10 protein-coding genes are annotated in these 15,497 nt (G+C 43.5%); 1 reads left to right on the top strand and 9 read right to left on the bottom strand.

Annotation, left to right across the window (positions count from 1 at the left end; all coding sequences use genetic code 11):
• Positions 1–40 precede the first annotated feature (40 nt).
• The 9 genes from gltB to F957_RS18595 all read right to left on the bottom strand — a co-directional run bounded on the left by gltB (position 41) and on the right by F957_RS18595 (position 12,731).
• A complete protein-coding gene (gene gltB, locus F957_RS18555; RefSeq protein ID WP_016542729.1) occupies positions 41–4,519 on the bottom strand; it encodes a glutamate synthase large subunit in 4,479 nt (1,492 codons plus the stop codon).
• A gap of 453 nt (positions 4,520–4,972) precedes the next feature.
• On the bottom strand, positions 4,973–5,839 hold the full coding sequence (locus F957_RS18560) for a hypothetical protein (protein ID WP_016542728.1): 867 nt from the start codon (positions 5,837–5,839) through the stop codon (positions 4,973–4,975).
• A gap of 19 nt (positions 5,840–5,858) precedes the next feature.
• Entirely contained in the window at positions 5,859–6,941 is a 1,083-nt protein-coding gene (aroB, locus tag F957_RS18565) for a 3-dehydroquinate synthase (RefSeq protein ID WP_016542727.1), read from the bottom strand.
• A 24-nt stretch (positions 6,942–6,965) separates the two neighbouring features.
• Positions 6,966–7,523 (bottom strand): shikimate kinase AroK, encoded by a 558-nt coding sequence (gene aroK / locus F957_RS18570; RefSeq protein ID WP_004657425.1) that lies wholly within the window; start codon positions 7,521–7,523, stop codon positions 6,966–6,968.
• Between the two features lie 19 nt (positions 7,524–7,542).
• The gene (pilQ, locus tag F957_RS18575) at positions 7,543–9,705 is read right to left on the bottom strand and encodes a type IV pilus secretin PilQ (RefSeq protein WP_171068252.1); all 2,163 of its coding nucleotides are present in this window, start codon (positions 9,703–9,705) and stop codon (positions 7,543–7,545) included.
• A gap of 61 nt (positions 9,706–9,766) precedes the next feature.
• Positions 9,767–10,294 carry a pilus assembly protein PilP gene (locus F957_RS18580; RefSeq protein WP_016542724.1) on the bottom strand — a complete coding sequence of 176 codons (528 nt, stop codon included), beginning with the start codon at positions 10,292–10,294 and terminating at the stop codon, positions 9,767–9,769.
• Between the two features lie 3 nt (positions 10,295–10,297).
• Positions 10,298–11,026, bottom strand: coding sequence for a type IV pilus inner membrane component PilO (locus tag F957_RS18585; protein ID WP_016542723.1), 729 nt, complete (start codon positions 11,024–11,026; stop codon positions 10,298–10,300).
• Positions 11,023–11,673, bottom strand: a complete 651-nt coding sequence (locus F957_RS18590) for a PilN domain-containing protein (protein WP_016542722.1) — start codon at positions 11,671–11,673, stop codon at positions 11,023–11,025. The genes F957_RS18585 and F957_RS18590 overlap by 4 nt, the downstream gene beginning before the upstream one ends.
• Positions 11,673–12,731 (bottom strand): pilus assembly protein PilM, encoded by a 1,059-nt coding sequence (locus tag F957_RS18595; protein WP_016542721.1) that lies wholly within the window; start codon positions 12,729–12,731, stop codon positions 11,673–11,675. The genes F957_RS18590 and F957_RS18595 overlap by 1 nt, the downstream gene beginning before the upstream one ends.
• A gap of 163 nt (positions 12,732–12,894) precedes the next feature.
• On the opposite strand from F957_RS18595, the gene ponA reads away from it, so the two are divergent.
• Positions 12,895–15,495, top strand: a complete 2,601-nt coding sequence (ponA, locus tag F957_RS18600) for a penicillin-binding protein PBP1a (protein ID WP_016542720.1) — start codon at positions 12,895–12,897, stop codon at positions 15,493–15,495.
• Positions 15,496–15,497 lie beyond the last annotated feature (2 nt).

The following is a 15,497-nucleotide window of genomic DNA, read 5'->3' as shown; positions in this document are numbered from 1 at the left end:
CTTCACCGCTGCACCTGCCTATGTCTTTGCAGTCGTGGAATTATTGTGGGTCAGCTTGGGTTGTTTTCAAAAGCGTTTGCAAATTAGCAGCTTTCGGTTTTACAAGCCAGAACTTACGACTATAGAAGTCGAACTCATTACGGATTTTGTAGGCCCAAGCACTACCTGTCTCTTGGATATGCTCATCCAGAATACGTAATAAATTCTCTTTATGATCTTCCATCGCCTCAGTAGAAATACGATTCAGATCAATCAGTTCATGGTTGTAATAATCCACAAAGTCATTATCAAGGTCGAGAACATAGGCGAAACCACCTGTCATCCCTGCACCAAAGTTATGACCGACTTTACCCAATACCGTCACTACACCACCTGTCATATATTCACAACAGTGGTCGCCAGCACCTTCAATCACCGCAAATGCACCTGAGTTACGAACTGCGAAACGCTCGCCTGCAGTACCAGCTGCAAAGACTTTACCGCCCGTTGCACCATATAAACAGGTGTTACCAATGATTGCTGTGTTTTGAGTTTGGAATGGTGAACCTTTTGGTGGGAAGATCGATACGCGACCACCCGCCATCCCTTTACCGACATAGTCGTTGGCATCACCTTCCAGTTTGATATGCAAACCACCTGCGTTCCAAACCCCAAGCGACTGACCTGCAGTCCCGACAAGGTTCATCACCACTGGGCTGCTTTCCATCCCCAAGTTGCCATAGCGACGCGCAATCTCACCAGAGATACGGGCACCAATCGAACGGTCACAGTTACCTACTGTGAAGTTAAATGAACCACCTTGACCTGCTTCAATCGCTGGCAACATTTCAGCCACCATTTTCTCAGCCAAGACACCCTTATCAAATGGTGCATTGCCTTGAACTTGGCAATATTGTGCCTTACCTTCTGCAGAAGGATGCGACGTCAATAACGCACTGAGATCAAGATGCGCATGTTTCTCTGTTTCACCTGGTAAAACTTCGAGTAGGTCGACACGGCCAATCAAATCTTTGAGTGATGCAACACCCAATGCGGCTAACCATTCACGCGTTTCTTCTGCAATAAACTTGAAGAAGTTGATTAGCATTTGTGGCTCGCCAATATAATGCTCTTGACGTAAATGATCTTGTTGTGTTGCTACACCGGTCGCACAGTTGTTTAAGTGACAGATACGCAGGTATTTACAACCTAATGCAATCATTGGCGTTGAACCGAAACCAAAGCTTTCAGCACCTAAAATCGCAGCTTTGATCACGTCTAGACCGGTTTTCAAACCACCATCGGTTTGTACACGCACCTTGCCACGCAAGTCATTCACACGTAACGCTTGATGCGCTTCACTGAGACCCAACTCCCATGGCGAACCCGCATGGTGAATTGATGACAATGGTGATGCAGCTGTACCACCGTCATAACCCGAAATGGTAATAAAATCGGCATAGGCTTTTGCCACACCCGCAGCAATCGTACCAACGCCCGGCTCAGATACCAGTTTTACTGAAACCATCGCTTGAGGGTTGACTTGTTTCAAGTCAAAAATCAATTGTGATAAATCTTCAATCGAATAAATATCATGGTGCGGTGGTGGCGAAATCAACGTTACACCCGGCACTGAGTAACGTAAACGCGCAATTAAGCCATTCACTTTACCGCCTGGTAACTGACCACCTTCACCTGGTTTTGCACCCTGCGCCACTTTAATCTGCAATACTTCTGCTGAGGTTAAGTATGCAGGGGTAACACCGAAACGACCTGATGCAATCTGTTTGATCTTCGAGTTACGGATGGTGCCATAACGCGCTGGATCTTCACCGCCCTCACCTGAGTTTGAACGACCACCAATGGTGTTCATGGCAATGGCAATGGCTTCATGTGCTTCTGGTGACAATGCACCCAGTGACATACCCGCAGAGTCGAAACGTGGCAGAATCTCTTCAATCGTTTCAACCTGATCTAAAGCAATCGAATCCGTAGTTTTTAACTTAAATAAGTCACGAATCGTTGCAACAGGACGGTTATTCACCAGCTCTGCATATTCTTTAAAGTCTTGGTATTGACCTGAACGCACCGCTTTATGCAGTGAGTTAATCACGTCTGGGTTAAACGCGTGATACTCTTTACCAAATACGAATTTAAGCAAACCACCTTGATCAATCGGCTTACGATGTTGCCAAGCCGTGGTTGCCAATTTTTTCTGGTCATTTTCAAGGTCAGCAAAAGTCGCACCTTGGATACGGCTAGGTACACCAAGGAAACATTTATCGACCACTTCAGATGATAGACCCACCGCTTCAAACAATTGACCGCCACGATAAGAAGCAACCGTCGAGATTCCCATCTTAGAAAGAACTTTGAGTAAGCCTTTCTCAATCCCTTTACGGAAGTTGGCTTGTGCATGGATTGGGTCACCCAAAAGTTCGCCTTTCGCAACCAAGTCATTGATCACGTCATAAGCCAAGTATGGATATACCGCAGTTGCACCAAAACCTAACAAGACTGCAAATTGGTGTGGATCACGAGCAAAACCTGTTTCAACTAAAATGTTTGCATCGGTACGCAAACCAGTTTGAATCAAATGATGGTGCACAGCGCCTGTTGCCAATGCAGAGTTTGCAGGCAAGAAACCTTCACGCAAGTGCTTATCGGTGAGCACAATCAGTGTTTTACCGTCACGAACCGCTTGTGCAGCTTCTTCACAAATCCGTGCAATCGCTGCTTGTAAACCTTCAGCTTCTGCATAGTTCAGATCGATATCAACAACACCATAACCTTCACGTTCTTTTTCAACATCACGAAGCTGCTGCATTTTCGAATTCGATAATACAGGGCTTGAAATGATGATCCGGTCCGCATGTTCTGGGCCTTGCTCAAACACGTTCTGTTCACGACCTAAACAGGTTTCCAATGACATTACGATTGATTCACGTAATGGATCAATCGGTGGGTTGGTCACTTGCGCAAACTGCTGACGGAAGTAGTCAGACACGTGACGCACTTGACGAGATAATACCGCCATTGGCGTATCATCACCCATTGAACCGACTGCTTCTTGGCCGCTTTCTGCGATTGGACGTAATAATTGGTCGCGCTCTTCAAATGTCACCATAAACATTTTTTGAGCTGCTTTTAATGCATCACCCGTTAAACCTTGGTCAAGCAACTGCTCTTCAAGCTGAGGATTAGCTTGTAAACGGATGGCATGATCACGTAACCATTCACGGTATGGACGCATATTTTTCAGATGATTACTGACATCTTTGGTATCCAGCACTTTGCCAGTCAAAGTATCAATCACTAAAATTTGACCTGGGCCCACACGACCTTTAGACACCACATCTTCAGGTTCATAACCCCATACACCAATTTCTGATGCAAGTGTGATGTAATCATTCTTGGTGATCACCCAACGTGCTGGACGTAAACCATTACGGTCAAGCATACAGATCGCATGACGACCATCTTGAATCACCAGACCCGCTGGACCATCCCAGGCTTCCATATGCTTCGAGTTAAACTCATAGAATGCACGTAAGTCAGCGTCTAAAGTCTCAACGTTTTGCCATGCTGGCGGAACCAACATACGGAGTGCACGGAACAGGTCCATACCACCACCCACCAAGATTTCAAGCATGTTATCTAAGCTTGAAGAATCCGAGCCAGTACGGTTCACAATTGGATTTAACTCCGTTAAACCTGGTAGTAATGGATTTTCGAATTTTGGCGTACGTGCCAATGCCCAGTTACGGTTTGCTGTAATGGTGTTAATTTCACCATTGTGTGCCAAATAACGGAACGGCTGCGCCAACGGCCAACGTGGTAGCGTGTTGGTCGAGAAACGTTGGTGGAACACCACAATATGTGAGGTTAAACGCGCATCCGCCAAGTCGGTATAGAAGTCAGCAATTGCCGCTGGCATCATCAAACCTTTATAGCTGATCACCGTTGTCGCCAATGTGGTCACATAGAAAAGCGGATCATTTTGTAATTGTTGTTCTGCACGACGACGAGCTAAGAATAGTTTACGGTTAAACTCAACTTCAGTTAAACCCATCGGGCAGTTCACGAGAATTTGTTCAAATGCAGGTAAGGATTGTAGTGCAATCTCACCCAAGGCATCATTATTTGTAGGTACAACACGCCATGCTGCAACAGTTAAACCTTCAGCAGCAATTTCTTTATTTAAAATATTTTTGGCATTTTGCGCTAAAGCAGGATCGATGTTTAGGAATACAGTTCCTGCAGCAAAAATCTCAGTCAGGTTACTGCCTAATTTCTGTGCTTCTTCACGGAAAAATTGTTTCGGCATCGCCAATAACAATCCGCAACCATCTCCTGTCTTACCATCCGCGGCAATACCACCACGGTGCGTCATGCAACTTAAACTGTGAATCGCAGTTTCGACCAGATGATGGCTTGAGTCACCCTTCATATGGGCAATCAGACCAAAACCACAGTTATCCTTAAACTCGTCAGGCTGATATAAACCTTGAGCGGGAGCTACAGTATTAGGCGATGGCATGTGCATAGCGTACCCTTCTTTCAACATGGCTCTTTCGAGCAACAAACAATCAATTCATTTTCTGCGATATTGCCGATTAACTCATACAAAGTTCAATGCTTCGCGAAAACATTTTTCATGGCGAATTTGCAATATACGTCTTTCCTTTACAAGATTGCACCCTATAAAGTGTTTTCAGTTATTACACCTTCACCTAGGTTTGTAAAGCACAAAAACTTTCCATTTCACCCAATTAATGAACTGTTTAGCACAAAAAAGGGCAATGAGCAGACAAATTAGCACCACAAAAAAGCAAAAAACATGCCATATAGACATGTTTTTACTAAATCATTAAAAAAGTTAAAATAACATCAAGATACAAGGAAGAGGGAGCTCATTTTTGCGCACAAAAATGCACCAAAAACTACCATCATGCTATAAAAAGAACCATTAACGCACACTAATGGTGCAATTTTAATTAAAAGGATCACTCACTTCACGCTTAGAAGCATCTGAATTTTCTTTTATTTTTTCAGCAGTTGCAGGTGGTTTCGGTGCAGATTGGGTTTGCTTTACGTTCACCACATTACCCTGCGCATCACGCTGTGTGACGGTGGTTTTTACTGTGCTCGATGTATCTGTGCTACGTGCGTTGCTTGAGGCAGATGTTGTTCCAATCAATAAACTTTCATCTACGCGTGGCAATGCAGCAGGTCTTAATTGCACAGCATAGAGCTGATTGGTTGCCGACTTCATTTCATCAGAACCCAAATCATTGACCAAGGCAGCATAACTGGATAGCTGGTGGGCTGTAGGTTGAATTGATTCAGCTAAAGCCAAATTCAATTGCGCAAATTGACGGCTTGCATCTTCAGCACTGCCAAACACACCATAAGCAAGTACATATTGCTCAACCTGATCTTCACCACTCAAGCGAAAATACACAAACTTTCTACGGTCTTCACGGTTTAACAAAAAGTTTTTAACAATTGCCTCATCTGAACTACGGAAAATTTCCATGGTCCATTGGCGCTGATTTTCTTTAATAAATTTGGTGCCACGGAATTCAGGCGCATGCTCATTGGAAACCACAACACGCGTGGTCAAATCCAGAGGCTTAACTTCATCTGAAAGCGCGCCTAAATGCGTAGTCGCTGCAACTTTTTCAGGTTGAATCTGAATCTGAGCCTGAGTTTCTTTTTCAGCTGGCTGTTGTTCTTTCACGAGCGCCTTACTATCCGTCACGCCCCAGAATATCAATGCAGCAATTAAACACGCCACAGCAAAAACGAGCCAGCTATATTGTTGAATATTTTGCCAAATTGATCGTGATACAGCCATGCTTTTCCCAAATGATTAATTATGCAGATTGATTTGCAAGAATAGATTGTTTCATCAGCTCAATATCAAAGTCTTTGGTAATCACCGCTTGCCCTAATTTTTTCAATAAAACCAAGCGTAATTGACCATTTAAGACTTTTTTATCGTGCGACATATAAGCCAAGAATTCATCTAATGGAATTTTCGGACATGATATCGGTAAATGAGCACGGTGAATGATATTTTTTGTACGTTGCAGATCTTCAGCAGTGATCCAGCCTAAACGCTGCGACAAATCTGCCGCCATCACCATCCCAGTTGCTACCGCCTCACCATGTAACCAGGTGCCATAGCCTAGATAGGATTCAATCGCATGCCCAAAAGTATGCCCAAGATTGAGCAACGCACGCTCACCCTGTTCTTTTTCATCATTGGCCACGATACGTGCTTTATGCGCACATGAACGAAAAACGGCTTCAGCCAGTAAGTTTGCATCACGCCCAACCAAGGCATCTATGTTTTGCTCTAACCAGACCAGAAAGTCGACATCACCAAGTAAGGCATATTTAATCACTTCCGCCAAACCTGCAGACAATTCTCGGTCAGGCAAGGTATCCAGTTGCGCCATATCGGCAAGCACCACTTGCGGTTGCTGGAAAGCCCCCAACATATTTTTACCTAAGGGGTGATTAATCCCCGTCTTGCCACCAACGCTGGAATCGACTTGCGACAATAAAGTAGTAGGTACCTGCACAAAGTTTACGCCACGCTGGAAACAGGCTGATGCAAAACCTGCCATATCCCCAATCACGCCGCCACCCAAAGCCAGTACGGTACAGTCACGGTTAAAACCCGCTTCTAATAAAGCATCAAAAATTAAATTCAGGTGCTGAATATCTTTATATTTTTCACCATCTGGCAAGATGCACTGTGCAACCTGTTTTTCCAACTGGGTTAAAGCATTGAGATAATGTTGTAGGTAGAGTGGCGCAACCGTTGTATTGGACACCAACATGACTTGTCTGCCATGTAAATACGGCTCAAGTAAGGTTTTAGGATCTAAATGACTGCCAATAAAGATTGGATAACGACGATCACCTAACTCAACATGTAACGTTTGCATAAACTTAGACCAACCAGAAACGACTTAAACTTGTTTAGATAAAATAACGTGCAAAATACGTTGCGCTAAATCCCGTGCCGCACCTTGATTTGTTTCAATAATATAGTGCGCAACCTCACGATACAAAGGATCGCGGATCGCCAAGAGATCACGTAATTTTTGCTCTGGATTTTCGACTTGTAATAATGGGCGATTTTTATCACGGTAGGTTCGCTGTAGTTGTAGTTCTACAGGTGTATAAAGATAAACAACGATGCCACGTTGTTTTAGAAATTCTCGATTTTTCGGTTGAGTAACAGCACCACCACCCGTCGCCAGTACCAATAATGGACGAGAGGTTAAGTCATTTAAAACATTGGTTTCACGTAAACGAAATCCGACTTCACCTTCTTTTTCAAAAATCCACGGAATGGTCGCACCTGTTTTACGTTCAATTTCATGATCACTATCAATAAAATCTCGACCTAACAATTCTGCTAAATGTCGGCCAACTGTTGTTTTTCCTGCCCCCATCGGCCCTACCAAATAAACATTTGGTAGGGTTTCAAACGCTTTGCTTGGCAACGCGCCACCTATATTCATTGCAATTATTGAAAATATATTAATGATTTCTGGTCAAAGTGTCATTAACAATTCTCGGTGTCACAAAAATAAGCAGTTCACTTTTATTTTCAGTTTTTAGATCTCTTCGGAATAATCTCCCTAGATAAGGAATGTCTCCCAAGAATGGCACTTTGGTTTGGGCATTACGATTCGATTGCTCAAAAATCCCGCCTAAAACAACAGTTTCACCATTATCAACCAATACATTGGTATCAATTGCATTCTTATTCAGGATCAGTTGTCCATTTGGTGCGGGTTGTCCAATCGAGTCATTTGAGATATTTAATCTCATTTGCACTTTCCCTTCAGGTGTAATACTTGGCGTAACATCCAAACTCAGCAATACATCTTTGAATGCGGTACTGGTCGTCTGGTTACCCGCTGTTCCTGTGACTGTTTGATATGGAACTTGTGTCCCTGACATGACTTTTGCTGGTTGCTTGTCGGCTGTCATGACTTTCGGTGTTGAAATGACTTCACCATAACCATCCGCCTGCACTGCAGACAGCTCTAAATCCAGCATAAAATCAGACAAACTAATTAAACCAAACGCAATACGGCTAGCACCGGCGGTCGTCGCACCTAAATCCACATTCAGGTTATCTGGACGTTCAATTTCATACTTCCAGCCCCCTGTATCATCATTTTTCTCTGGCTTGCGTAAATTCCATAAGGTTGTATCACTTCCCCCAACCAACAGATCATTATTGTTGGTAATTCCTTGTGATAAAATCCCCCACTTCACCCCCATCTCTTTCGTAAAGTCAGTGCTGGCACGTACAATACGCGCTTCAACCATCACTTGTTTAACGGGTACGTCGAGTAAATCCACCATTTTTCGAATCTGGTCAATTTTTTGTGAAGTATCATTCAAAATTAAAGTATTGGTTCGAGGGTCAATCGATATGGTGCCTCGTGGGCTTAATAAGCCGCCCTCTAAGGTATCATTGCTTAACATTGATCCTGAGTTATTACCCGAGTTATTACTATTACCATTGCTACCGTTATTGTTAACATTTTTGCCTTGAGTAATCAGCTTCTCAATATCTACGGCTTTTGCATAACTTAACTGGATATATTCTGTTTGCAACGGAGCCAGCTTCACACTCTGTGCAATCGCTTTCGCCTCTTCCTCTTCTGCTTTAATCAGCTCAGAAACAGGTGCAATCCAAATCACATTACCATTACGGCGCTTATCCAAATTTTTGGTTTTTAATACAATATCAAGAGCTTGATCCCATGGCACATCTTTAAGGCGCAGGGTAATATTCCCTTGTACCGTATCTGCTGCCACCATATTGATGCCAGTAAAATCAGCCAAGAGCTGCAATACACGACGCACTTCAATATCTTGGAAATCTAATGAGATTTTATTGCCCGTATAAGTATGCGCCTTCGCTTTTGCAGGAGATTTATCTTCAGGACGTTTCAAACTAATGGTCAGCTTGTTTTCTGCTTGATAGGCCATATATTCATAGCTACCCGCAGACTGAATGGTAATCACCCCATTGCCTTTGTCATTATATGCATCAATACTGGCAACTGGTGTTGCAAAATCATTGGTATTTAAACGACGCGCTAAATGAGTCGGAATTTTATTCCCCATCGTACGTACGACAATCTTACTGCCTTGTTGTTGCACATCGACTGGGGTATTACTGCCCAACAAATCAATCACGACCAGACCTTCACCTTGATTTCCTCGTTGGAAACCAATATTGGAAACGCCTTGTTGTATCTGACGTGAACTAACTGATGGTGCATTCACGCTAGTCGGTTTCGCTGAATTAATTTTCAATACAAAAGTATTGCCTTCAACCCGCGTCGTAAACGCACCCGCCTCTTTTAAATTCACAATCACACGAGAACGTTGATCATCTGACGCAACCTCAATCGAGCTGGCCTCTGCTGTTGAAACAGGAATTGAGTTTTGCTTTAAACTCTGCTGAGCCTTATCAAAATCCAAAATCAAACGAGACGGCTGCTCAAGTTGGTACGCTTGTGGTTGTGGTGGAAGACCATTAAACATCACACGAATTTCCGTGCCCTGATCAGCCAAACTCATCGGTACAATATTGGTCATACTCACTTGCGCCGATGCAACTTGCATCACCGCAATTGCAACAGCACCCATAGAAAATTGACGGAATGCATGATTCATGGTCTTCGCTTCCCCAAATAAAGAATCTTTAAACTGTTTTTTCATTGTTATTCCCTTAATCTTACGGCGCTGGTCCAATTAAAACGAGTGTACGAGGTCTTTCGACATAGCCCTCTCGGCCATCGGGTACAATCTCCACCAAATCGATTTGAGTCGGGCTAATTTTAATAATGCGACCTTGGTTCATCCCCAAATAACTTCCCACTTGCACCCGTTCAATTTGACCATCTGGTGTCTGAAGCAGAGCAATCGTATCACTACGTTTCCCCCTCATGCTGCCTTTCATGTTCAATGACTCTAATGCATACGCCTCTAAAGGCTGTGGCTGGCGATTAAAATTTGGATAAACCCGCTTCCCTGCCATAATCTTCAATTCAGCTGCCAAAGAACTTGGCATGAAAGGACTTTTTAACTGATGTGCTGCGTAATTAAACAAAGGCACAGGGCTAAATACGGGTGCTGGCTCAATCGGCAAAGGCGGTTGATTACGGATTTCCGCCATTTTTTGACTGACCGCATCAATCCGGGAATCACATCCAACCAAGCCCAACCCAAGCAGAAAACTCAGAAGCAATTTATAATTATTCATTTACTATTTTCCTCCTGAGACAGGTGGATTATCTTTCGGTGCTTTTGATTCATTTACATGCTCATCAACACCGATATAACGATAGGTTTTTGCTTTAACGGTATAGTTCACTACAGGAATGTCAGATTTTTTCTGCGTATCTTCTTTTGCTTCAACCGTAAAGTCATGCAAGGTCACAATACGTGGCAAAGCGGCAATGCCCGTGACAAATGCACCAAAGGCATGATAATCACCTGTGGCATCAATACTGATTGGCTGCTCAATAAAGAACTCTTGCTTCACTTCACTTTCTAGACGGATGTTTTTAAATTTCAATCCAGAATTCACCCCCGTTAAGTTGATATCCTCAACCAAACTCGGAATTTCTGTTTCTTTAGGCAGCTGTTCTAACTGCTGATTAAAATTCGCTTCCATCTCTTGCAGTTGTGCTTGATATTGTTGCAAATTACGTAATTTTGAATCTTTCTCTCTAAACTCATTGAGTAAGCTCTGCTCTTTGGCTTGCTCATTCGCGATGGATTCAAGTTGAGACTTGATCACCACAAAATAACCTAATGCAACAACCGCCAAGAACACAAAAATCCAGCAGGTAATTTTGACCGATAGTGGCCAACTACCATAATTGTTCATATCCAACGTATTAAACTGTTGGAAAAACTGTTCAACCGTCATTTTCTTTTTCTTGATCGCAACGGTATCTTGATTTAAATCATCAGCTTTATCTAACTTCATTTTGCCACCCCGACTACCCCTGATGCGGCTGCTTCTGATGTTGGTGCAGCTTCCGCAACTGTCCCGATCTCACCCAGATCTACAGTGACCACAAAACTGCCATAATTTTCCTCAACACGAGGCACCAACGACGTTGCTGTTTTGTCTTTATTTTTGTTTTCATCCACGGCAAGGAAGGAGTTCATAAAGGCATTTCGATACCAAGGCGAAGCCTCTAGATTACGTAACAGTTCAGCCACGGTATTCGGGCTTTCTGCCTTTCCTTCAATCGTGAATTTATCCCCTGTACGACTAAATTTGGTTAAGTACATTGTCGGCGGCGTGACTCGAACCAATTCATCCACCAAGCGCACGGTAATTGGACGTTGTCCTTGTAAGCCTTGGATCAGTTTCATCCGCTCAATAATGGCGTTACGGCGTTCCTGCAAACCATCCAGTGCTTTGAGTTGCGTATCTAAGTTTTGATTGGTACTCACAATCAATTGATTGGCTTGTTCTTGGTCATTGAGTTTATGATCAAAGTACATCCATCCAAAAAATACCGAAGCAATGCCTAATGCAGCGACCCCAACGCAAAATGCGACAAACTGTTTCTTTCGTTGTTCTCTTAGCTCATCACGCCAAGGGAGTAAGTTAATCTTTGCCATTAATCAAAACTCCTCAATGCCAAACCACATGCCACCATTAAAGAGGAAGCATCGTTTTCAATTTTCTTAATATCAATTTGGGGAGAAAAACCCATTTGTAGGAATGGATTGGCAATGGTAACGCGATAACCGAGTTTTTGTTGTAATAACTTGGCAAGGCCTGGAATATTGGCATTCCCGCCCGCCAACAAAATATGGTCAATTTCATTGAATTGTGAAGATGAAAAGAAGAACTGGAGCGAACGTGCCGCCTGTTGAACCACAGCATCCAAGAAAGGCTCAAGGACTTCGGTGTCGTAATCATCTGGCAAGGTGCGCTCTTTCTTAGCACGCCCAGCTTCTTCAAAAGAAAGACCGTAGCGAGTCTGCACATCTTGAGTCAGTTGACGACCACCAAAGACCTGCTCACGGGTATAAATGATTTTGCCTTTTTGCATCACCGACAAAGTGGTCATGGTATGACCAATATCTAAGATCCCAACCGTATTGGCACCCATTGGCAAGGTATCAGCAAATACACTGAATGCGCGCTCCATCGCATAGCTTTCCACTTCAGCAATTTTTGCAGTTAGGCCAGCCAGCTCTAGAACCTCGACACGTGTATCGACATTCTCAGTTCGCGTTGCAACTAAGAGGACATTGACCCGATTTGGATTCGCTAAACGATCAGGTAAAACTTCAAAATCAAGACTGACTTCATCTAATGGGAACGGAATGTATTGCTCAGCATCCATGCGGATTTGAACTTCACGTTCTTCATCCGTCATGTCGGCATCCATCTCGATAATCTTGTTAATGACCATGGATGTCGGCACAGCAACTGCAACATTGGTGGCATGAGGATTGGCAAGGTTGACCACCCTCTCAAGTGCATCACCTACCGCCTCTGGATTCAGTATGCTTTTTTCCACGACACTGCTTTCAGGCAATGGCATCACCGCATAACTTTCAACCCAATATCTACCGTTCTTTACAGAGAGCTCCAATAACTTAACAGTTGTCGAACTAATATCGACACCCACTAACCCCTTATTTGGTTTACGATATAACCTGAGCACAGTACTTTCCTATTTATTTTTTTATCCCCAAAAATACAACACACTAATTTTGTTTTGGTCTTTAATTGCTACGGATACAATAACTCATCTAACAATCCGCAAGTCTAAAGGATATACTGACCACAATTAGTTTGCCATTCGCTCTTATTAAAACTTACTTATTATGAAAAAGCTATCCAGTTCTGGTATTGTTCGCCCATTTTTTTTGATCATTATTATTATCTTAGTCTCACTTCCAATGGGATTTTATGGCATGTATCTCTATCTTGCACCTTCACTGCCAGATATGAGTTCACTCAAAAAAGCGCCTTTACTAAAACCATTGCAAGTCTATACGACAGATGATCAGTTAATTGCGGAATATGGCGGGAAATTATCCATTCCTGTTAAATATGAACAGATCCCTCCTTCTTTTATCCACGCCTTTCTGGCAGCGGAAGACTCATCCTTTTTTGAGCACAATGGGATTAGTTTTAAAGGGCTTGGGCGAGCACTGACTGAATCTGTTACAGGGTCTGATGTCCAAACTGGGGGCTCGACCATTACCATGCAGGTAGCGAAAAACTATTATTTAAGTCCAGACCGAACACTTCGACGCAAACTAACAGAAGTGTTTCTGGCACGTAAAATCGAGCAAAACTTAACAAAACAGGAAATTCTGACCGCTTACGTCAATAAAATTTTCTTAGGTAAAAATGCCTATGGAATTGCAGCTGCCGCACGTGTCTATTACAACAAAAATATTAATGAACTTAGCACTGCACAAATGGCGATGATTGCAGGTCTACCTAAGGCACCATCAAAATACAATCCTGTCGTAAATCCTGAACGCGCCCTTGAACGCCGTAACTGGATTTTAGGTCGTATGCTACAACTCGGCTACATTAACCAAAATCAATATCAACAAGCGGTCGCAGAACCGATCAATTTGAATATGGTTGATCGCTCAGTGAGCAATGTATTCCCTTATGTGGGTGAAATGGTTCGCTCAGAATTGGTCGAACATTTTGGTGAACAAGCAGTTGACTCAGGCTACAAGGTTTACACGACTATTGATAGCAAACGTCAACGTTATGCTGAACAAGCGATTCAAAATGGTCTAGAGGCTTATGACCGTCGTCATGGCTGGCGTGGCCCTGAAGCACACGATAAACCATTGAAGCAATTTATGGCTTATGCCAACACCTACCCTGCGCAAGTGGTCAAGGTCAATAACAACTCTTTTGATGCCTTGATGCAAGATGGCTCAACAGTGACCGTGAATTGGTCTGGTATGTCTTGGGTTCGTCCTTATCGCAACGCCAATAGCGTCGGTGGTGCACCCTCGAATGCCTCACAGATTGTCAAAGTCAAAGACATTATTCGCCTGCGTCCAAACGAAGGTAAAACCGTTTGGTCTTTGGTTCAAGTGCCGAAAGTTCAAGGACAACTGATTGCCATTAATCCCAATGACGGTGCAATCGAAGCTGTTGTCGGAGGCTATAACTTTTATCAATCGAAGTTTAACCGTGCTATACAAGGTTGGAGACAACCAGGTTCCACCATTAAGCCTTTTGTCTATGCATTGGCTTTAGAGCGTGGCATGACCCCTTATAGCATGGTCAATGACAGTCCTATTACCATTGGTAAGTGGTCTCCAAGAAACTCAGATGGTCGTTATCTGGGCATGATTCCTTTACGTCGTGCCTTATATTTATCTCGAAATACCGTTTCTGTACGTTTATTACAAAACGTTGGCATTGAGCGTACTCGTCAATTGTTTATGGATTTTGGTCTACAAGAAGATCAAATTCCACGTAACTATACCATTGCCCTTGGTACACCACAGGTATTACCAATTCAAATGGCAACAGGCTATGCCACTTTTGCCAATGGCGGTTACCGTATTCAGCCACACTTCATTAAGCGGATTGAAGATGCAGCTGGTAAGGTTATTTACGAAGCGAAACCTGACTACGCCTGTATCCCATGTATTAGTAGCGCCAATGCAGATTCAAAACAACAAGCAGCTGATAAAGATCAATCCAAGGACCAAGTCACCGATGTGACCAATCAAAGCTTAGATGAGTCCACTGCTGCTTCCGAAGCACAAATGCTCACAGCGGATACGGCACCAACTACCAAAACCAACAGTGATTACCGTCAAGCCCAACGCATCTTAAAATCGAGCTCTGCCTATGACATGGCCAACATTTTGCGTGATGTGATCCAGCACGGTACAGGTCGAGCGGCACTTAAAATTGGTCGTGATGACTTAGGGGGCAAAACAGGGACTACCAATGATGCCAAAGATGCATGGTTCGCTGGCTTTAATGGCAAGTTGGTCGCGATTGCTTGGGTTGGTTTTGACCAACCGCGTACACTCGGTCGCCGCGAATACGGTGGCGTTGCCGCACTTCCAATCTGGACCAACTTTATGGGGAACTCATTAAAAGATACCCCATCTGCATGGGTGCGTTTGGATAAAGAAGCAAAAGATCCGATCTCTCGTGATAAATTGCAGATTCAGCAAAGCGAAGATAAAAAAGAATATCGTGCTTCTCCACCACTGGCTCGTCCACTGTATCGTCCAGCGCCACCAGCGCCAACACGTTCAGTACAAAATGATTTTTCAGACTTACCTGGAACAAGCTCATCAACTGACGAACAACCAATTGTGCCTGCTAAAAAGCAACCACCAGCCATGGGCTCGAATTCATCAAACCCAGCACCTCCACCGAAAGAAAAGGATGGGATTGAGCATTTGATCAATCAAATCCAGTAAAT

It is taken from the genome of Acinetobacter gyllenbergii CIP 110306 = MTCC 11365, assembly GCF_000413855.1.
Lineage (GTDB): Bacteria > Pseudomonadota > Gammaproteobacteria > Pseudomonadales > Moraxellaceae > Acinetobacter > Acinetobacter gyllenbergii.
The sequence above is the reverse complement of the archived record's forward strand: the minus strand, read 5'-3'. Positions and strand labels throughout refer to the sequence as shown.